Origin of the sequence: Bacillus sp. MYb209 (assembly GCF_002975175.1) — a bacterium.
Lineage (GTDB): Bacteria > Bacillota > Bacilli > Bacillales > Bacillaceae_G > Bacillus_A.
This window is the reverse complement of record NZ_PCNZ01000014.1, coordinates 63,594-84,235: the sequence shown is the minus strand read 5'-3', so window position 1 is coordinate 84,235 and position 20,642 is coordinate 63,594. Positions and strand designations below refer to the sequence as shown.

22 protein-coding genes and 2 pseudogenes are annotated in these 20,642 nt (G+C 35.8%); 22 read left to right on the top strand and 2 right to left on the bottom strand.

The genetic code is table 11. From position 1 onward, the window contains the following. Positions 1-22: 22 nt before the first annotated feature. From CQZ94_RS19410 to CQZ94_RS19395, 4 genes and pseudogenes are all read left to right on the top strand, one after another. Positions 23-520, top strand: a complete 498-nt coding sequence (locus CQZ94_RS19410; protein WP_105586713.1) for a GNAT family N-acetyltransferase — start codon at positions 23-25, stop codon at positions 518-520. A gap of 11 nt (positions 521-531) precedes the next feature. Further along, positions 532-1,272 (top strand): M15 family metallopeptidase, encoded by a 741-nt coding sequence (locus CQZ94_RS19405; RefSeq protein ID WP_105586679.1) that lies wholly within the window; start codon positions 532-534, stop codon positions 1,270-1,272. 23 nt (positions 1,273-1,295) lie between these two features. Next, entirely contained in the window at positions 1,296-1,742 is a 447-nt protein-coding gene (locus CQZ94_RS19400; RefSeq protein ID WP_105586678.1) for an NUDIX hydrolase, read from the top strand. Positions 1,743-1,930: 188 nt separating this feature from the next. Beyond that, a pseudogene (locus CQZ94_RS19395) lies at positions 1,931-3,406 on the top strand (amidase family protein). A gap of 49 nt (positions 3,407-3,455) precedes the next feature. Here the strand turns inward: CQZ94_RS19395 and CQZ94_RS19390 are convergent. Continuing rightward, the gene (locus tag CQZ94_RS19390) at positions 3,456-4,673 is read right to left on the bottom strand and encodes an MFS transporter (RefSeq protein WP_105586677.1); all 1,218 of its coding nucleotides are present in this window, start codon (positions 4,671-4,673) and stop codon (positions 3,456-3,458) included. 277 nt (positions 4,674-4,950) lie between these two features. Between CQZ94_RS19390 and CQZ94_RS19385 the strand changes: the two genes are divergently transcribed. The 17 genes and pseudogenes from CQZ94_RS19385 (at position 4,951) to CQZ94_RS19305 (ending at position 18,795) form a co-directional block, all read left to right on the top strand. Then, positions 4,951-5,379, top strand: a complete 429-nt coding sequence (locus tag CQZ94_RS19385) for an NfeD family protein (RefSeq protein ID WP_105586676.1) — start codon at positions 4,951-4,953, stop codon at positions 5,377-5,379. A 2-nt stretch (positions 5,380-5,381) separates the two neighbouring features. After that, positions 5,382-6,344, top strand: coding sequence for an SPFH domain-containing protein (locus CQZ94_RS19380; RefSeq protein WP_105586675.1), 963 nt, complete (start codon positions 5,382-5,384; stop codon positions 6,342-6,344). A gap of 26 nt (positions 6,345-6,370) precedes the next feature. Next, positions 6,371-6,764, top strand: a pseudogene (locus tag CQZ94_RS19375) (stage II sporulation protein P); the annotation flags it as partial. A gap of 247 nt (positions 6,765-7,011) precedes the next feature. Next, positions 7,012-8,484, top strand: coding sequence for a 4-hydroxyphenylacetate 3-hydroxylase family protein (locus tag CQZ94_RS19370; protein ID WP_105586674.1), 1,473 nt, complete (start codon positions 7,012-7,014; stop codon positions 8,482-8,484). A 149-nt stretch (positions 8,485-8,633) separates the two neighbouring features. Continuing rightward, the gene (locus CQZ94_RS19365; RefSeq protein WP_105586673.1) at positions 8,634-9,380 is read left to right on the top strand and encodes an IclR family transcriptional regulator; all 747 of its coding nucleotides are present in this window, start codon (positions 8,634-8,636) and stop codon (positions 9,378-9,380) included. A 16-nt stretch (positions 9,381-9,396) separates the two neighbouring features. Further along, positions 9,397-9,945 (top strand): FAD synthetase family protein, encoded by a 549-nt coding sequence (locus tag CQZ94_RS19360; protein WP_105586672.1) that lies wholly within the window; start codon positions 9,397-9,399, stop codon positions 9,943-9,945. Between the two features lie 28 nt (positions 9,946-9,973). Next, entirely contained in the window at positions 9,974-10,513 is a 540-nt protein-coding gene (gene nbaC / locus CQZ94_RS19355) for a 3-hydroxyanthranilate 3,4-dioxygenase (protein WP_105586671.1), read from the top strand. Then, the gene (locus tag CQZ94_RS19350; protein ID WP_105586670.1) at positions 10,498-11,535 is read left to right on the top strand and encodes an amidohydrolase family protein; all 1,038 of its coding nucleotides are present in this window, start codon (positions 10,498-10,500) and stop codon (positions 11,533-11,535) included. The genes nbaC and CQZ94_RS19350 overlap by 16 nt, the downstream gene beginning before the upstream one ends. Continuing rightward, on the top strand, positions 11,513-11,971 hold the full coding sequence (locus CQZ94_RS19345) for a RidA family protein (protein ID WP_105586669.1): 459 nt from the start codon (positions 11,513-11,515) through the stop codon (positions 11,969-11,971). Before CQZ94_RS19350 ends, CQZ94_RS19345 begins: the two co-directional genes overlap by 23 nt. 12 nt (positions 11,972-11,983) lie before the next feature. After that, positions 11,984-13,453: an aldehyde dehydrogenase gene (locus CQZ94_RS19340; protein ID WP_105586668.1), complete on the top strand. Its 1,470-nt coding sequence runs from the start codon at positions 11,984-11,986 to the stop codon at positions 13,451-13,453. A gap of 127 nt (positions 13,454-13,580) precedes the next feature. Beyond that, on the top strand, positions 13,581-14,354 hold the full coding sequence (locus tag CQZ94_RS19335; RefSeq protein ID WP_105586667.1) for a 2-keto-4-pentenoate hydratase: 774 nt from the start codon (positions 13,581-13,583) through the stop codon (positions 14,352-14,354). 29 nt (positions 14,355-14,383) lie between these two features. After that, positions 14,384-15,283, top strand: coding sequence for an acetaldehyde dehydrogenase (acetylating) (locus tag CQZ94_RS19330; RefSeq protein ID WP_105586666.1), 900 nt, complete (start codon positions 14,384-14,386; stop codon positions 15,281-15,283). Continuing rightward, on the top strand, positions 15,270-16,295 hold the full coding sequence (dmpG, locus tag CQZ94_RS19325) for a 4-hydroxy-2-oxovalerate aldolase (protein ID WP_105586665.1): 1,026 nt from the start codon (positions 15,270-15,272) through the stop codon (positions 16,293-16,295). The genes CQZ94_RS19330 and dmpG overlap by 14 nt, the downstream gene beginning before the upstream one ends. A gap of 3 nt (positions 16,296-16,298) precedes the next feature. Further along, complete coding sequence (locus CQZ94_RS19320; protein WP_105586664.1) at positions 16,299-17,087, top strand: 2-keto-4-pentenoate hydratase; 789 nt, start codon at positions 16,299-16,301, stop codon at positions 17,085-17,087. A gap of 21 nt (positions 17,088-17,108) precedes the next feature. Continuing rightward, the gene (locus CQZ94_RS19315) at positions 17,109-17,303 is read left to right on the top strand and encodes a 4-oxalocrotonate tautomerase (RefSeq protein ID WP_105586663.1); all 195 of its coding nucleotides are present in this window, start codon (positions 17,109-17,111) and stop codon (positions 17,301-17,303) included. A gap of 118 nt (positions 17,304-17,421) precedes the next feature. Continuing rightward, entirely contained in the window at positions 17,422-18,012 is a 591-nt protein-coding gene (locus CQZ94_RS19310) for a histidine phosphatase family protein (protein ID WP_105586662.1), read from the top strand. Between the two features lie 6 nt (positions 18,013-18,018). Next, positions 18,019-18,795: a Cof-type HAD-IIB family hydrolase gene (locus CQZ94_RS19305; protein WP_105586661.1), complete on the top strand. Its 777-nt coding sequence runs from the start codon at positions 18,019-18,021 to the stop codon at positions 18,793-18,795. A gap of 10 nt (positions 18,796-18,805) precedes the next feature. On the opposite strand, the gene CQZ94_RS19300 is transcribed toward CQZ94_RS19305, so the two are convergent. Further along, complete coding sequence (locus tag CQZ94_RS19300) at positions 18,806-19,267, bottom strand: DinB family protein (RefSeq protein ID WP_105586660.1); 462 nt, start codon at positions 19,265-19,267, stop codon at positions 18,806-18,808. A 171-nt stretch (positions 19,268-19,438) separates the two neighbouring features. Between CQZ94_RS19300 and alr the strand changes: the two genes are divergently transcribed. Continuing rightward, positions 19,439-20,614, top strand: a complete 1,176-nt coding sequence (alr, locus tag CQZ94_RS19295; RefSeq protein ID WP_105586712.1) for an alanine racemase — start codon at positions 19,439-19,441, stop codon at positions 20,612-20,614. Positions 20,615-20,642: the final 28 nt, after the last annotated feature.

Here is a 20,642-nt window from a genome sequence, read left to right as displayed (position 1 = left end):
CAAAATGGGTAGGGTGATCAAGGTGATTCGGGAGATTAGAGCAGAAGATGCAGCACCATTTTTACAATTAAGTAAGCAATTAGACGAAGAAACGAAATTTATGTTATACGAACCAGGAGAACGAAAAACTACAATAGAGCAACAAGAAAAAATGGTTCATCGATTTATAGAAAACGAAAATGCAAACATATTTGTATCTGTTGAAGAAGATAGAATAGTAGGGTTTATTTTAGTTAACGGAAATAATATTCAAAGAAAGAGACATGTTGCGACAATTGTCATTGGTATTTTGCAAGAATATAGTGGCCGAGGTATTGGAACGAGTTTGTTTAAAGAAGTAGAGAAGTGGGCAAGATTACATGATGTATGGCGTTTAGAATTAACGGTAATGGCCCACAATACAAGAGCTCAGGCACTATATAGTAAAATTGGATTTGAACAAGAAGGTGTTAAAAAATCTGCTCTTATCATCGATGGAAAAGGTATCGATGAATATGAAATGGCCAAATTATTAAAATAAGAGGTCGTTATATGAAAAAAAGATGGGCACTACTTGGTACCGTAGCAATGATACTGATTGTTGGAGTAGCAGGAATGAATTATAAGATGTACAAGGAGCAAGAGGCGCGGGAAGTAAATGTAAACAATATATTTCCGAAAGCTAAAGAAACGATTGCTAATATGGATGGGGATATCGCAGTCATTAGTAATCCAAATTCGATGCTTGTACTTGTGAATAAAAATAGGCGTTTACCAGATGGGTATAGACCGCCAGATTTAGTTGTTCCGAAAGTACGTTACTCTAGTGAAGGTGATCAAGAGAAGAAAAAGATGAGGAAAGAGGCAGCGGTGGCACTTGAGGAAATGATTCAGCAAGCCGATAATGAGCGGATTTTCCTTTTTGCAGTCTCTGGATTTAGATCTTTTGATCGACAAAAAGCATTAAATACGATGTATAAAAAACAAGATGGTGAAGCAAAAACAGCAATGTCCAGTGCAGTTCCTGGTACGAGTGAACATCAAACAGGGTTAGCTATGGATATTACATCTCAATCTGCTAAATTTCAATTAGAAACAGTCTTTGGAGAGACGAAAGAAGGAAAGTGGCTTTCTGAAAATGCACATAAGTTTGGTTTCGTTATTCGGTATACGAAAGAGAAAGAAGGGATTACCGGTTATCGATATGAACCGTGGCACGTACGATATGTGGGGAATCCGCAGGCTACATATTTATATGAAAACCAACTGACGCTTGAAGAAGTAACGCAGTAATGAATTGAGGGGAGAGGGCTAAGATGACGATGTTATATAATAAAAAGGTACACGCATATGTTACGAGAGAAAAAGAAGGGGTTATGCAACTACTCGTTTTTAAACATCGTGATATACGAGAGGCTGGTATCCAAGTGCCAGGTGGGACTGTCGATGAAGGAGAAACGTTAGAAACAGCAATTTTACGTGAAGTACAAGAAGAGTCAGGACTACGCCATTTCTGTATCGAGCGCTTCCTTTCTGATTACATTATTTATGTAAAAGAAAAAAAGGAATATCAAAAACGTCATTTTTTCCACATTTCATTATTAACAGATGTGAAAGATACGTGGGAACATATAGTAAGTGCTGGTGAGGAAGACAAAGGTTTAGTATTTTGTTATGAATGGGTTGATATTAACAAATGCCCTGAATTAGCAGGTAAACAAGGAGAGTTTTTACACTTGTTAGAAGATGTATATGTGAAATGATAAAAAAGGGTCTGAGGCGACAATGTATTCGCTTCAGACTCTTTTTATTTCTCTGGAAATTAAAGGTTTTTAAATAGGTGAGTTGAATTCCTGTATAGGGATAGTAGTTGTTAATGCGAGGAGCGGAGAAAATGAAAAAGTAATAGATATACGTCATAAATAAAAGGGCTTATAAAAGGAGAATGAAAATGGAAATTCAGTTCAATACATTATTGCAAAAAGAATTAACAATTCATGATATACAAATAGCGATGAAGGATGGGAAGTTAACTTCAAAAGAATTAGTCATGTATTATCTTCATAGAATCGCAAAATATGACCAAGATGGTCCGAAACTCAATTCTATTTTAGAAATCAACCCAGATGCTATCTTTATTGCAGAAGCGCTAGATCATGAAAGAAAGACAAAAGGTGTAAGAGGTCTATTACATGGTATACCTGTTTTACTTAAAGACAATATTGAAACGAATGACTCAATGCATACAAGTGCAGGTACGATTGCCCTGGAACAAAATATAAGTAGTGAAGATGCATTTCTTGTTAAAAAGCTCCGAGAAGCAGGTGCGATTATAATAGGGAAAGCGAATATGACAGAGTTGGCAAACGGAATGTCTTTTGAAATGTGGGCTGGATATAGCGCTAGGGGCGGTCAAACAATAAATCCATATGGAACGGGCAAGGATGATATGTTCGTTGGTGGCTCAAGTACAGGGTCTGCCATAGCGGTTGCAGCGAACTTAACAGTATTATCTGTTGGAACAGAAACAGATGCTTCTATTTTAAGCCCAGCCGTTCAAAACTCTGTAGTTGGCGTTAAACCAACAGTTGGTTTAATTAGCCGTAGAGGAATTATTCCTTTCACGTATTCACAAGATACAGCCGGTCCGTTTGCTAGAACGGTAACAGATGCTGCTATTTTATTAGGGAGCTTAACGGGAGTGGATGAGGTGGATGCAGCTACTCTCAAAAGTGAAGGAAGGACAGAGCAAGATTATACAACTTATCTTGATGTAAATGGATTAACGGGAGCGAAGATTGGCGTATTTAACAATGCACCAGAAGATTATTTCGAATCTGGTGAGTATGATGAAAAATTGTTTGAAGAATCGATTCAAGTGTTACGTAATGAAGGAGCGACAGTAATAGAAGATATCGATATTCCATTTTTTCATAGAGAATGGAGCTGGGGAGTACCGCTTTACGAACTGAAGCATAGCTTGGATAACTATCTTTCTAAATTACCTTCTAATATTCCAGTGCATTCGATTTCAGAACTAATCGATTTTAATAGTTAGATAGAAGAAAGGGCATTAAAATACGGACAAAATAAATTAGAAAGAAGAAAAGATTTTCCTAATACGTTAAGAACTCCTGAATATTTGAATGCAAGATTAGAAGATATATACTTTTCACAAGAACAAGGAATTGATTTTGCATTAAATAAATACAATCTGGATGCAATTCTGTTTCCTTCCTATATAGGTTCTACTATATGCGCGAAAGCAGGTTATCCATCTATAGCGATACCAGCTGGATATATGAAGAGCGGGAGACCTTTTGGAATTACACTTGCAAGTACTGCTTTTAGTGAAGGGACATTAATTAAACTAGCATACGCTTTTGAACAAGCGACAAAACATAGAAAGATACCAAACTTATCATGAATAGAGAATACAAAAGGACAGGTGAACCCTGTCCTTTTTGCTTTATAGATTAAAATGAAATATCTTTCTTCTCTGTCTTCTGATATTTTAATAAGCTAAAAGATAAACAAGCAGAACATAAAATAAGAAAAGAAGCGATAATATAAATAGTACGAACACCGAAAATGTCAGTAATAATTCCAACACTTAGCATAGAGAGACCAGAAGCTGTTGAGAGAAGGGTGCCGTGAGCTGTATACATTTTCGATAATAAAGAAGTAGCGACGCTGGATTGTAAAACAGTTGTTTGAGAAATATCTCTAATTTGATAGCATGGTCCCATTAGAACGCAAAGAAATAGGGCAATAAATCCGCTACTCGTAATACCATATAGAAATGTAAGGATGCTACATATAAGAGAGCCTAGTGCCATGGAGCGTATTAAATTGTTTTGAATGTATGAACTCATTCTCCATGCTAAGAGCCCGCCAATTAATGTTCCGAAATAATAACTTGTATTAATATATCCCCACCATTCTTCGCCTTTATGTAAAGCAGTCGTTACATATGCCATCGTAATAGCACCGATCCATATCGTTCCTGCGAAAGTTTCAATTAAGTCCATAAGTGTAACAATGCGTAGAGATGGGTGTTGAAATAACAGTTTCCATCCTTCTAATAATGCAGTAGTTTTCGAAGAAGTGGGTTCTGCTACTCGTTCAGCTTGTATAGATTGTAATGAAAGGTGTAATGTAATACATCCGAAAATCATTAATAGGTTATTAATCATGAGTGTCGAAGTAACTCCAATGAGAAGAACAATTATACTTGTAAATGAGTAAGTGGCGGCTTGTATAATTTGTGTTGAAAAGGAAAAGACACTATTTACTTTTACTAATTTTTCTTGTGTTGTTAAGCGTGGGATAACGGCGTATAGTAAAGGCGCACTCCAGCCACTACATAATGAAATGAAAATAACAAAAGTTAAAAGAGCAGAAATGCTTGTTGATAGAATAGGAAATAATATCATTAACAATATTAAAAGAGCTGTTTTAATCCATTGTAGAGTATATAGCAATGCATAAGATGGAAAACGATTCATTATAAGTGGTGCAGATGTGTTCGCGATAAGATTTGTGATAACTTGTAATAATGGAAAAAGAGCAGTAATTGTAGCTGATTTAGTTGTGATATAGATGTGAGTGGTAATAATCATTATGTATACAATGTCAGCGAGGGTAATACACATTTTGGAGCCTAAATAGTAAGTTAGTAAACGTTTCGGCAATAAGAATACCACCTTCCAAATCAATAATACCTTTTAATTATAATTATTATAATCTGAAAATTATGTTTTTGAAAGAATTAAATTTTTTGTCATTTTTTGAAAGGAATTTTCATGTATAATGAAGAATATATTAATATAGTATTTTATTAATACTTGTTGTAACAGCGAATATGTATAATAACGTGTAGCAAAACGCCCCCCCGTGTTAGATAGGGCGGATAAACCATTCTTTTCTTCATATACATATAGAAAATGAGAAAGAAAGTGAGGGTTGCATATGGCTGGATGGGTGATTTGGTTTATAATAGCTGGTATTTTATTTATCGCAGAAATGTTGTCGATTACGTTTTACATGCTGTGGCTTGGAATTGGGGCTGTTGTCGGAGGTCTTATTGCTTTGTTTGCTCCTGATGCACTGTTTTTACAATTGGTTGTCGGGGCAATTGTAAGTTTAACATTGACCTTCTTTACGAAAAGAATTTCAAAAAACTTTCGAGAAGCACGAGGTTTTACTGATACAGTAGATAAACTTGTTGGTAAAAAAGGGATTGTCATGCAAGCGATTACAAGTGAAGTGAACGGTATTGTGAAAGTGGATGGAGATACTTGGACAGCTATTTCAGATGTTCCTATTGATGCCGGAGAAAAAGTCGTTGTTATAAAGAGGCATAGTACTGTGTTACAAGTGAAAAAGGAGAGTGAATAAATATGGTAGCATTAACATTAACGATTATTTTTGCTTTAATTGTCGTTGTATTTATTGCGTTAACAATTAAAATTATTCCACAGCAAAAGGTTGGGGTTGTTGAGAGATTTGGTAAATTCCAACGTATTATGCACCCAGGATTAAATATTTTAATTCCAATTGTAGACCGCGTACGTGTATATCACGATCTACGTATTCAACAAACGAATGTACCACCGCAAAAGGTAATTACGAAAGATAATGTGCAAGTAGAAATTGATACAATTATTTTCTATCAAATTGTTGAGCCAGAACTTGCGACATATGGTATTTCAAACTATGAATATGGTGTTCGTAATATTACATCTGCAACGATGCGTCAAATTATTGGTAACATGGAACTTGATGAAACATTATCAGGCCGTGAAAAAATTTCAATGGAAATCCGTTTAGCGCTTGACGAAGCGACGGAGAAATGGGGCGTTCGTATTGAACGTGTTGAAATAGTTGATATTAACCCGCCGAAAGATGTGCAAGTATCGATGGAAAAACAAATGAAAGCAGAGCGTAATAAACGTGCGATCATTTTGGAAGCAGAAGCAGCTAAACAAGATAAAGTCCTTCGTGCTGAAGGGGAAAAACAAAGTAAGATTTTAATGGCTGAAGGGGATAAAGAAGCTCGTATCCGCGAGGCTGAAGGTATAAAAGAAGCAAAAGAATTAGAAGCGCAAGGGGAAGCAAGAGCGATTGAGGAAATCGCAAAAGCAGAACAAAACCGAATTGAATTACTTCGCGCAGCAGATTTAGACGAACGTGTACTTGCTTATAAATCATTTGAATCATTAATTGAGGTTGCAAAAGGCCCAGCAAATAAAGTCTTTATTCCGTCTAATGCAATTGAAACACTGGGTACTCTTGGTGCAATTGGAGAAATCTTTAAAGAAAAACAAGCGAAGAAATTACCTTCGTCAGATACAGAAAAATAACTATAAGAGTGGGGAAGAGAAATGGGATGCCATTTCTCTTTTTTGTGCGTATATTACATAAGGCTTGTACATATCCATGTATAAAGAAACTAATCTCGTTACTCTTTCTATATGCACTAGTAGTAATTATTATTGCGTCGATTGTGACGTCACTTTTACATACAATGAAATCTTATTATGCAAATCAATGGTTTGGAAAAGTATTGATGCGAGGTTTTGTTCAAATGATAGAAAGTGAGAATCATTATTATGGATCTGTTTATTTTAAGCAAAATAAACGAGAGTCAATTGGAAATTTATTATTCTCTATCGCGACGGATTTGAAAATTAAAGACTTAAGAACATTTGTCGGTAAAGAAAGTACCAGGTATGTCAAAGTATTATTCTAACATTATCGTAGCTGGTGAAGGGACAAACTATATAATACTATCGATGTGTTAACGGAAGCGTTTAGTAAGTATTATAGGAATGATGCAGAGAAAGTGAATGGGTGAGGAACGGGGAACCGGTCCTTTTTTGTGTTGCTTAAAAAATTATTAAGATTTCATAATGTGAAATAAGAGAGAAATTGTATCTATTAAAATTGATATAATGATTGAAAATTCAGTCATCTAATAGGGTTTCTAAACTTATTAGTATATTATTATGAGAAATTGGAGGGGAAAGAATGGCAATTAGAACAGGGGAACAGTATATTGAAGGATTAAGAAAAAGAAATCCTGAAATTTGGATTGGCGGAAGAAGAGTAACGGATGTAGTAAATGAAGATGTTTTTCGCGAACCTATTTTACAAATTGCTAACTTATATGATATGCAGCACAATCCAGAATATCAGGATAAGATTACTCATATATGCGAAGAGACAGGGGAAAGGGTCTCAAATGCCTTTTTAGTGCCAAAAAATTATGAGGACTTAAAAGCACGTCGTGAATTATTTGAAGTATGGGCAAAAACTACCTTTGGTTTAATGGGAAGAACACCAGATTTTTTAAATGTAACAGTTACTTCAATGGCAAGTAATTCGTGGTTTTTTGAGAAGTTCAATTCAGAATGGGGAGCGAATATAAAAAATTATTATAAGCATATACGAGATAATGATTTGTTTTTAACACATGCGATTATTAATCCGCAAAATGATCGGAGTAAGGCTTCTCATCAACAAGAAGATGAAACGATGCATTTAGGTGTGGTAAGTGAAACAGCGGAAGGGATGTATGTTAGTGGTGCTAAAATGTTAGCGACACTTGCTCCGATTACAGACGAAGTAATTATATATTCTTATCCGAGTTTTAAACCAGGTGATGAACGTCATGCAATCTCTTTTGCAGTTCCAATTGATGCACCAGGACTAAGAATTCTTTGTCGTGAGCCAATGCAAGATGGAAAACGTTCTCTATTTGATCATCCACTTGCATCAAGGTTTGAGGAAATGGATGCATTACTAGTATTTCATAATGTGTTTATCCCATGGGATAAAGTATTTATTTATCAAAATATAGAAGCTGGGAATCAACTGTATCCTAAAACGGGAATTGGTCATCAACCAGCGCATCAATCTGGGGTAAGAGGATTAGTTAAGCTTTCTTTCGCTGCTGAAGTAGCTATGAAATTAGCAGATTCGATAGGAGTAGATGGATTTTTGAATGTACAAAACCAGTTAGCAGAGCTTATGCAAGATGTAGAAACGATACGTGCGCTCTTACAAGTAGCTGAGTATGAATATGAAACGAATCCATATGGAGAAGTTGTTCCTGCAAGGTTGCCACTTGATACAATACGCAGTTTATTACCTAAAATGTATCCGCGTGCAATTGAGATTATTCAAACTATTGGTGCTGGTGGATTATTAATGTCACCGACAGGTGCAGATTTTATGAATCCCGAAATTCAAGACGATATGGAAAAATACTATATTGGGCGTGAAGGAGTATCTTCTGAAGAACGAGTTCGTTTATTTAAATTAGCATGGGATTTATGTGGAGAAGCTTTTGGACAACGGTTATTACAATATGAGCGTTATTATTCGGGAGATCCGGTGCGTAAAATGGGAATGTTTTATAATGCGTACAAAAAACAACAAACGTTTTCCCTAGTAAACAATGCTTTGCAATCAAGTTCATCTGAAGGTGCTTTAAGCTAAGTGAAAATGTTTGCGCTTACAATTTTATTTAAAAAAGGAAGGAGCAACAGATGATAACAAGAATTTTACTGTTAGGATGTAAATCTTCTTATATTTTTAACACCATCTAAAACTAGAGAACTGTAACTGGAATAGGGGAGGTAAATGATTTGATCGCTTCTATCAGTAAAATTTGCAAGATTCTAAATTGCTTTACTAGTGATGAACCGGTACTAGGAAATTCTGAAATAGCGGAAAAACTAAATATGAATGCAAGTACGGTTCATCACCTTGTCCGTACGTTGTGTGCTGAAGGAATGCTCATACAAGATGAGCAAAGAAAATATAGACTGGGCTGGAAATTGTTAGAGTGGGGAAACCAAGTAATGTTTCAGCAAGAAATATATAGTGGGGCAATACCGCTTGTAGAAGAGCTTGTAAGGAATTTTAATGGAACTGTGCATATTGGTATGTTTGATCGTGGTGATGTTGTATTTATTTTGAAAGTTTCATCAAAGGAAACCGTTCAAATTTCAACACATGTTGGATCAAGAGAGCCTGCATATTGTACAAGTACAGGGAAAGTCCTTCTTTCATTTAATCCTTCGCCCCTAGAATATACTTCAGGAGAAGGGTTTTTACCACGAGCACCCAATACAATTACTTGCGTGAAACAATTCCAGACAGAGTTACAGACGATTCGTAAGCAAGGTTATTCAATTAGTGATAATGAAAATGAACATGGACTATATGGAATTGCTGCTCCTATTCGATCCTATACTGGCAGAACTATTGCGGCACTTAATATTGTTGGACCTATATCGTATATGCAGGGAAGTAATCGTGAAATCATAATTCAAAGTGTGATGAATACAGCAAATTTGATTTCGAAGGAATTTGGCTATTTGGAAATTTAACTCTAGAAGAAGAGAGATGAGAGTCATTTATATACATGAGCAGTGTATACCTGAATTAACGAAATCCATTGTCTCAATTGGTGCTTTTGATGGTGTACATAAAGGCCATCAAGCTGTTATTAAAAATGCGGTTGAAAAGGCAAAGGAATTAAAGATAACAAATGTTGTGTATACATTTGATCCACCACCACGTTCTTATTTTCAAGGGGCTCAAGTATTAACGTCTATTGATGAGAAAGTGAAACGTCTTCAAAATCTCGGTGTTGAACATGTAATTGTAATTCGGTTTGATGAGTCATATATAACAAAAAGTGCGAGTTGTTTTGTTCAAGATTTAAAAAGGCTAAGCCCTGTAGAAATTTATATTGGCCAAGATTTTAGGTTCGGAAAAAATCGAGAGGGCAATATAGAGTTGCTAAAAGAACACTTCAATATCTCTATAGTGAAAGATGTTTGCTGTGAAGAAGGTGAGCGAATATCTTCAACGAGAATTAGAAATTATGTATGTCATGGAGAGGTGCAAAAGTCTAGCTCTTTACTCGGTTGGTCTTTTAAAACGATATAAATAAAAGGAATAATGAGGAGGAAAAAATATGTCTAAAACACTACACTCTTTTAATTTATTAAAATGGATCGATGAAAATAAAGATTTGCTAAAGCCCCCAGTAAATAACAAGGTGATTTGGCAAGATTCAGAGTTTATTGCCATGATTTTAGGTGGTCCAAATAGAAGACGTGATTTCCATGTGGATCCTTCAGACGAGTTTTTCTACCAAATTAAAGGTGAATGTTATGTGGAATGTATTACAGAGGAAGGTAAGCGAGAAGTCGTCACAGTAAAAGAAGGGGATGTATTTATGCTACCAGCTATGGTACCTCATTCACCACATCGCGTTGCTAACACATATGGGCTAGTAATTGAAAGAAAACGTAACCAAGGAGAACTTGAGGATTTCGTTTGGTTCTGTGACGAGTGTAATCATGAAATGCATCGTGTACGTGTTCAATTAAATGATATTGAAAAACAAGTAAAAGAAGCAATTCATAGTTTTAATTCAAATAAGGAAATTCGAGCATGTAAAAACTGCGGTCACATTATGCCAGAAGAAGTGGAGGAATGGAAGTGCGAATAGATTTTCATACACATATTATTCCTGAAACTTTTCCGGATTTTGAAGAGAAGTTTGGTGGCGGTCGTTGGCCAATATTAAATCGGACTTGTACATGTGGTGCAAGTATTATGGTTGGAGGTAAAAACTTTCGTGACGTGACAGACCAAGTATGGTGCCCTAAGAAAAGAATTGAAGATATGGACCGTGAGGGTGTTGATATTCAAGTTTTATCACCAATCCCTGTTACATTTTCGTATTGGGCAAAACCAGAGGATGCCGAAAGTATGGCACGTATTCAAAATGATTTTATTGCAGAAACAGTTTTAGCATATCCAAATCGTTTTGTAGGGTTAGGAACGGTTCCGATGCAAGATGGAGAAACTGCGATTCGTGAAATGGAGCGTTGTATAACGGAATTAAATTTACATGGTATTGAAATTGGCACAAACGTAAATGGTAAAAATTTAGATGACCCATCGTTTATTGAATTCTTTCGAATGGCTGAAAAGTGGCAAGTTCCAATTTTTATTCATCCATGGGAAACATTAGGGCGCGATAGAATGCCTCACCATAATTTTATGTATACAGTCGGGATGCCGAGTGAAACGGCTCTAGCGGCAGCTACACTTATATGTAGTGGGATAATGGAGAAATTTCCAAGGTTAAAGGTTTGTTTTGCGCATGGGGGAGGGTCTTTCCCATATATTTTGCCAAGATTAGATCAAGGATGGAAAGTATGGCCACATTTACGGTTGACTACACACCCTCCTAGTTATTATGCAAAGAAATTTTATTTTGATTCTTTAAATTATGATCCTATTAATTTGAAATATATGATTGAAAGATTTGGACATGAAAAGATTTTTATGGGATCGGATTATCCATTTTTATTGCGAGAAGTTGATCCGGGCAAAGTGATTGATGAAACAGTCGGTTTATCGGAGGAACAAAAAGCAGCAATGCTTGGGGGAAATGCTGCGGAATTTTTAAATATTGATATAAAAAAACGAGGTGTAGCATATGCAGAGAGTACAAACACCTGAGGACAAACTAAGTGAGTTAGGAATCACACTACCAGCTATTCGCCCAGCAGTTGGAAATTATGTTAGTTGTGTAAAAGTAGGTAACTTATTGTTTACTGCTGGACAAGGTGTAGATGAGTATCACGGGAAATTAGGAAAGGATATTTCAATTGATGAAGGATATAAAGCAGCAAGACAATCAATGTTGAATTTATTAAGTGTTGTGAGAAACGAATTAGGTGATTTAAATAAGGTGAAACGAGTTGTAAAGCTGCTTGGTTTTGTAAATAGTACGGAAGATTTTATCAATCAGCCAAAAGTAATGAACGGGGCATCGGATGTATTAGTAGATATTTTTGGGGAAAAGGGAAAACACGCTCGCTCTGCAGTCGGTATGGCTCAATTACCTAATAACACAACAATTGAAATTGAGATGGTTTTAGAAATTGAGGAGTAGGAGGTAAGGAAGGTGAACAAAGAATTATTAGCTGACAAAATGAAAGTAAAAGATGCGAAATTGTTTATTGATGGACAATATGTGGATTCCATATCTGGCGAAACGTTTGATACGTTCAATCCAGCGACGAATAGAAAGCTGGCTTCTATTGCAAAGGCAAATGAAGAGGACACAAAAAGAGCAATTGATGTGGCAGAACGTACATTTAAAAGCGGCATTTGGAGTAAAATGCCTGTGGAAGAGCGATCGAATATTTTATGCAAAATGTCGGATTTGATTATGGAAAGAGTGGATGAACTAGCGTATATAGAAACTCTTGATGTTGGAAAACCAATTAAAGAAAGTAAAGGATTCGATATACCACGTTCGGCTCATAATTTTCGCTTCTTTGCTGAAATGGCTAAATATATGGTGCATGAGCATTATGACAAACATAACTTTATGTCATATGCAAAGTATGCTCCCGCGGGAGTGACTAGTTTAATCATTCCTTGGAATTTGCCATTTATGCAAATGACGTGGAAAGCATCAGCTGCACTTGCTTCTGGTAATACTGTTGTTGTCAAACCAGCCTCCTATACTCCTTTAAGTGCAGTTATGCTCGGTGAAATTGCAAATGATGCAGGACTACCTCCAGGTGTACTTAATATTATTACAGGTCCAGGAAATACTGTTGGGACAACAATGACAACACATCAAGCTGTAAGAAGAATTTCATTTGTTGGAGAAAGTAATACAGGAAAAACAATTATGCGTAATGCATCAGAAAACTTAATACCTGTTTCATTAGAATTAGGGGGTAAATCAGCAAATGTCGTATTTGAAGATGCAGATTTAGATGAAGCGGTACAAGGATCGATTGAAGCTATTTATCGGAACCAAGGAGAAATTTGTTTAGCTGGTTCAAGATTACTTGTGCAAGAAAGTGTATATGAACAGTTTTTAGAGAAATTTGTAGCGGCTGTAAAAAGAATAAAAGTTGGAGATCCTCTTTCTGAAGATACAGATATGGGAGCGCTTGTATCAAAATCTCATTTAGAAACAGTTGATCGTTACGTAGAAATAGGAATTTCGGAAGGCGCAAAATTAGCCTATGGTGGAAAAAGAATTGAAAGTTTAATAGAAGGGAATTTTTATGAACCTACTATTCTATATGATGTCGATAATAGTATGCGCGTAGCGCAAGAAGAGATATTTGGCCCAGTTCTAGTTGTTATTCCATTTAAAACGGAAGAGGATGCAATTCGCATCGCGAATGATTCCATTTATGGACTAGCTGGAGTTGTTTGGACAAATGACCTTAGACGAGCGCAACGAGTGGTTTCACAAATTGATTCAGGCTTACTATGGATTAATTGTTGGTATGTTCGAGATTTACGTACTCCATTTGGCGGTTCGAAGGCGAGTGGGATTGGTAGAGAAGGTGGACGGCATAGTTTCGAATTTTATACGGAAGCTAAGACGGTTACGATGAAATTATAAAGGTGATGTTTTAACTTAAAGTACAAAGCTCCCATCTGACATTTATGGAAATAAAATAGTTAGGTGGGGGCTAGTTATAATGCCATTGATTGGGGATATATAAATTTAAAAAATGAGGTGAAAGCAATTGTTAATTAAAGAATTAGCTGATGAACTATTACAAGCTGAAAATTCACGAGTAGGGATACCTCCATTTACTGAGAGATATGCTAATTTATCTGTTGAGGATGCTTATAATATTCAGCTTGAAGTAGTAGAAAGAAAGTTGGCGAATGGGCGTTGTGTAATTGGAAAGAAAGTTGGACTTACGAGTATTGCGATGCAGCAGATGCTTGGGGTAAATGAGCCAGATTATGGACATTTACTAGATGATATGAAGATAGAAAATGGTAGTGAAATTTCAATAAGTTCCTTTGTATCTCCAAAAATAGAGGCAGAAATAGGGTTTGTTTTAGCAGAAGACTTAAATGGGCCTAATATTACATATGTTGACGTACTAATGGCGACGAAATATGTAGTGCCTACACTTGAAATTATTGATAGTCGAATTGCTGATTGGAAGATTAGGCTTGCTGATACAGTGGCGGATAATGGATCGTCGGCAAAAGTTGTAATTGGTGATACATTCTCTAGCGTTGATAAAGTAGATTTACGTACAACAGGAATGACACTTTATAAGAATAATTGTTTAATTGCTACGGGAGCTGGTGCGGCTGCAATAGGGCATCCTGCTCAAGCTGTTGCTTGGTTAGCTAATAAACTTCATGAATTTAATATTGGATTAAAAGCAGGGGAGTTAATTTTACCAGGTGCGTTATCTGGTGCAGTCTCAGTAAATAGTAAAGATAGTATTCAAGCTGATTTTGGTTCACTAGGATCGGTTTCTGTTACCTTCATATAGATTAAAGGATTGAAAAAGGGGGGATAGATGTGGAGAAAGTAAAGGTAGCTATTATTGGATCAGGTAATATTGGCACGGATTTAATGTATAAATTAAGAAAAAGTGAAGTCATAGAGCTGAACGCCATGATTGGAATAGATTCGGAATCGGATGGTTTAAAGCGAGCAAAAGAAGTGGGATACGAGGTTTTTGATAATGGAATACAAGCAATTATTGATAATCCAAGTTTAGCTGATATTGTATTTGATGCAACTTCAGCTAAAGCACATAGTTATCATGCAAAAGTATTAGGAGAGCTTGGGAAAATAGTAATCGACTTAACACCTGCTGCATGTGGGCCGTTCGTTTGCCCTGCTATACAAAATAATAATTTTGTAGATAAGCAAAACGTTAATATGATTACGTGCGGGGGACAAGCAACGATTCCGATTGTTCATGCTATTAATGAAGTGGCAAATGTTACATATGCAGAGATAGTTGCTACAATTTCAAGTTTAAGTGCAGGTCCAGGTACAAGGGCAAATATTGATGAATTTACAATTACGACGAGGCGTGGAATTGAAGAAATTGGAGGGGCAGATCACGGGAAAGCACTTATTATATTAAACCCTGCAGAGCCTCCTATATTAATGAGAGATACAGTATATTGTGAAGTTAAGTATATGGATGAGGCTTCTATCCAAGAAGCGATTCAAAAGATGGTTGAAGTAGTTAGGACGTATGTTCCAGGTTATTCTTTAAAACAAGAGCCGATGTTTGATGGGAATCGTGTAACTGTATTTTTAGAGGTTGAAGGAGCTGGAGATTATTTTCCTCCTTATGCCGGTAATTTAGATATTATGACAGCGGCGGCATTAAAAGTAGGTGAAGAATTTGCAGCGCAAATCATTTCGGAGAAGAAAAGAGGTGTAATGAATGAGGCGAAATAGTGAAATGCCAATTAAAATAACGGAAGTTTGTTTACGTGATGGAAGCCATGTAATGAAACATCAATTTACAGAAGAACAAGTTCGTTCTGTAACAAGGGCATTAGATGAAGCTGGTATGCATTATATCGAAGTGAGTCATGGAGATGGTTTAGGTGGTTCTACATTACAATATGGAAAGTCATTAGTTAACGAAATGAAGCTGATTGAAGCAGCCGTAGATGAGTGTAAGCAAGCTAAAGTAGCTGTTTTGTTAATTCCTGGTATTGGAACTATCCATGAATTAAAGCAAGCTGCAAATATTGGTGCGAAACTTGTTCGTGTAGCAACTCATGTAACAGAAGCGGATGTTTCAGCACAACACATTTATTTCGCACGAGAACTAGGTATGGAAGTATGCGGTTTTTTAATGATGGCACATTCTGCACCGGTTGAAAAATTAGTAGAACAAGCAAAGCTTATGGAGGATTATGGTGCAGAAGCAATTTATGTAACTGATTCAGCTGGTGCTTTACTACCTCACGAAGTATGTGAGCGTATTCGTGCATTACGTCAATCTTTAAATATAGAAATTGGCTTCCATGGCCATAATAACCTTTCTGTTGCAGTAGCGAATACAGTGGTGGCAATTGAAGAAGGTGCGACACGTATTGACGGAAGCGTGCGGTGTCTTGGAGCAGGAGCTGGAAATGCCCAAACAGAAGTATTACTCGCTGTTTTGGATCGTATGGGATATAAGCTAGATATAGATTTATATAAGATGATGGACTTAGCTGAGGATATTGTTGCACCTTTATTGCCAGCACCGCAAGAAATTCAAAAAGGAAGTCTTGTAATGGGGTATGCTGGTGTATATTCTAGCTTTTTATTACATGCTGAAAGAGCGGCAAAGCGCTTTAATGTAGATGCCCGTGATATTTTAATAGAACTCGGGAAAAGAAAAGTAGTTGGAGGACAAGAGGATATGATTTTAGATGTAGCAGCAGAATTAGCAAAAATAAAAACGGGGGTGTGAAAAGTGAAGTTAGTAAAAGGGGCCGATATAGAAATTGTTGAATATTTACTTCAAGCTGAAAAGAATAGGAAGGAAGTAGTAAAAGTAACGGATAAGCATCCTGATTTAATGGTGGATGATGCTTATAGAGTGCAAAAATGTTTAATTGAACAAAAAATGAAGGAAGGTTCTAAAAGAGTTGGTGTAAAACTTGGATTAACGAGTAAGGCAAAACAACAAATGATGGGTATTGATGAAGCAATTTACGGATATTTGTTGGATGATATGTTAGCGTTCGAATGGGAGCCCTTGCAATACGAAACATTGATTCATCCAAAAGTAGAGCCAGAGATCGCTTTTTTAATAGGAGAGGATTTACAAGGTACGAATGTTACAGCCGATGATGTATTAAAGGCAACAAAATATGTCGCTCCAGCTTTAGAGATTATTGATAGCAGGTATTTAAATTTTAAATTTACATTACCTGATGTAATAGCAGATAATTGTTCCTCTTCAAAGTTTTTATTAGGAAGTAAATGGATTGATGTTAAAGATATAGAACTAGCTAATGTAGGGATGGTTATGTCGAAGAATGGTAAGATTGCTACAACTGGGACAGGGGCAGCTGTACTGGGACATCCAGCAACAGCAATTGCTTGGGCAGTAAATAAACTAGGTTTACAAAATGAAGGATTGAAAAAAGGTGATATCGTATTAAGTGGAGCATTATCAGAAGCCATTGCATTTAAAGCAGGAGATTCTATTATTGCACAATTTGATGGTTTAGGAAGTGTAGCGATGTTTTGTGAATAAATAGTAAAGTGAGAGATAAAAATGCCCATTATACAAATTCAAATAATAGAAGGTAGAAAGCAGGAGCAAATTCAAAATCTAATATTTGATGTTACAGAGGCGGTTGCAAAAAATTTAGATGTAGATGCTGGGCGTGTACGTGTTTTAGTAAATGAAATTCCTAGTTCGCATTGGGGAGTAGGAGGAAAAACGAAAGCTAGTTTAGAAGAAAGTTAGTTGGTAATAAAAGCAATTCTCATTCTTTTAGGAATGGGGATTGCTTTTATTATTTTGAAAAATTTTAATAATATGTTAAAATTTAACCTTGTTTAAAAGGAGATAAGGGGGAATAGACATGCAAATACTACTAATACGTCACGGAGAATCAGAAGCAGACATTTTAAATGTACATGAAGGACGAGCTGATTTTGAGTTAACTGACAAAGGGAGACGACAAGTACAAAGACTTGTACAGAAAGTGAAAAAGGATTTTGCGCCAGATTTCATTTGGGCAAGTACATTAAAACGTGCTCGCGAAACTGGTGAAACATTAGCAGAAGGAATCGGGTGTCCAATTCAATTAGAAGAGGAATTAATGGAGTTTAATAATGGGGTACAAGCAGGCTTATCATTTGAAGAAGCGAAAAAATATCCAGAGCCAAAGTTTCTTCATGACCGGTTTGAAAACGGGGAATCATTTATTGAATTTAGAATGAGAATAGAAGGAATCTTTTCTAAAATCGTGACAGAAAATACATATGACCGGATTGCAATCGTTGCACATGGTGGTGTAATAAATAGTATATTACGTGCATTTTTCCAAATGCCAATTTCAATGGACTATTATTTTAAAATGGGAGATACAGGAATTAGTTTGATTGAACTTACGGATAAACAGAAAACTGTACATTTTATAAATGAAACAAATCATTTGGATGGAATGTAAGTAGCTATGTACAAAGTTGTATTTTTCGATGTGGACGGTACGTTGTTAAGTGAGATTGATAGAAGTATGCATGAAAGCACAAAAGAAGCGATACAAAGATTAATAGATAAAGGCATTCATGTAGTTGTTACAACAGGGAGACCATATAGTTTGTGTGCACAATTTAAAGAACTAGGCATAAATACGTTTATTTCTGCAAATGGTGCACATATAAAGTGTAATGAAGAAGTTATACATAAATCGGTACTTTCTAGTGAAATTGTTCATGATATTTCAAATTTCGCTGAATTACATGGTCACAGTGTTTCTTATTTTACAGAAGAATTTGTAATGAATGGTATTGCCTCAAAAGACGAACGTGTAATACGAGCATTAAATGAAACGTTAAATTTAGAGCGGTATCCTGACAAAGTTAGAAACTTGTCAGAAGAGGTTTATTGTGTATGTCTGTATGCTGATGAAACAGAAGCTCAAAAATTCTTTGAAAGATATCCAACACTTACGTTTGAACGTTTTCATGGTTACGTTATGAATGTGTTGGAAGATAATAAAGTATCGAAGCTAACTGCAATTCAAAAGGTATTGGAACATCTGAAAATTTGTAAATCAGAAGCAATTGCTTTTGGTGACGGTGGGAATGATATCGAAATGTTACAGTATGTAGGGTTAGGGATTGCGATGGGGAACGGTGGAGAAGAGTTAAAAGCAAGAGCTGATTTTGTTACAAAGAAGGCGAGCGAAGGTGGTATTGCTTTTGCTTTAAAGGAATTTAAAATTATTTAAAAAGATATCTTTATTCGAATAAAGATATCTTAGGATCATGAATATGCTCACATAATAAAATATGAATTTGCCCACGGTGATGATAGAGATGTGCAACGATTTCAAGCAACCATTCGAATCGAGAATAAGAAATACCCCAATAGGCAGTCATAACTTCTGATAATTCTTCATTGGAATAGGATAGAAATGTTTTAGAGAGAAGATTGTATCCTTCAGTCAGCGTTTTCTGCATTTGAGCAATTGTTTTTGGTGTATGTTCTATATAAAAGGTATGTAATTCTTTTTCTGTAATGCCATTTAAAATAAGTAGATCAGCATGACAAATAAGAGAAAGATGTGTACACATTACAAATAGGGAACGTTTATCTTGAATCGGTCTTATTTTCAAATCGTTTTCATTACATTGGTTAATCATATGAATAGAACTATCGATAGCAACTTTAAGTTGATGTAACGCAGATTGTACAAACATTGTAATTCTCCTCGTCTCCGTATATAATAATTTCTTAAGGGTATTATATCATACTCAAAATTCCGAAAATTCTAGTAGTTTGACTAGCATAGTGAAAAGTATTATATTGTAAAAGGTCATATGAAACGTGAAATAGAATGGAATGTAATTATTGAGTTAGGAGTTAGACCAATGAGCTTGAAATATGGAAGAGATACAATTGTTGAAGTTGACTTAAATGCTGTAAAACATAATGTAAAAGAATTTAAAAAACGTGTGAATGATGAAAATATTGCAATGATGGCTGCTGTAAAAGCGAATGGGTATGGTCATGGGGCAGTTGAAGTTGCGAAATCGGCTATTGAAGCAGGAATAAACCAACTTGCAGTTGCATTTGTAGACGAAGCAATTGAATTAAGAGAAGCTGGAATCACTGTACCTATTTTAATTTTAGGATATACACCAGTAGCAGCTGTAGAAGATGTAATTCAATATGACGTTATGATGACTGTTTATAGAGTAGAAGATTTACATGGTATAGATGAAGTTGCAAACCATCTTCAAAAGAAAGTGCGAATTCATGTGAAAATTGATACAGGAATGAGCCGTATCGGTTTACAGGAAGAAGAAGTTAAACCGTTTTTTGAAGAGTTAGAACGTATGCGATATGTAGAAGTAGTAGGGATGTTTACACATTACTCTACCGCTGATGAAATAGATAAAACTTATACAAATATGCAAACAAGTTTGTTTGAGAAAGCTGTAAATACAGCGGAAGAATTAGGAATTCATTTTCCATATATTCATAGTTCAAACAGTGCAGGGTCAATGGAACTTAGTAACACATTTCAAAATATGGTTCGTGTCGGTATTGGAATCTATGGAATGTATCCTTCGAAAGAAGTTGATCATACTGTTGTAGTGTTAAAACCAGCGTTGTCTTTAAAATCAAAAGTAGCTCATGTTAAACATGCGAAGAAAAATTGTGGTGTTAGTTATGGAAATACGTATGTAACAACGGGCGAAGAATGGATTGCAACTGTACCAATTGGTTATGCTGATGGTTATAATCGTCAGTTATCTAATAAAGGGCATGCATTAATTAATGGAGTTAGAGTACCTGTAATTGGCCGTGTTTGTATGGATCAGCTTATGCTAGATGTTACGAAAGCAATGCCAGTGCAAGTAGGAGACGAAGTTGTATTCTACGGCAAACAAGGTGAAGAAGAAATTGCGGTGGAAGAAATAGCAGATATGTTAGGTACAATTAACTATGAAGTTACATGTATGTTAGACAGAAGAATTCCACGTGTTTATAAAGAAAATGATGAAACGACTGCGGTTGTAAATATATTAAGAAAAAAATAATACAAAAAAACTGAATCGGTATGATTCA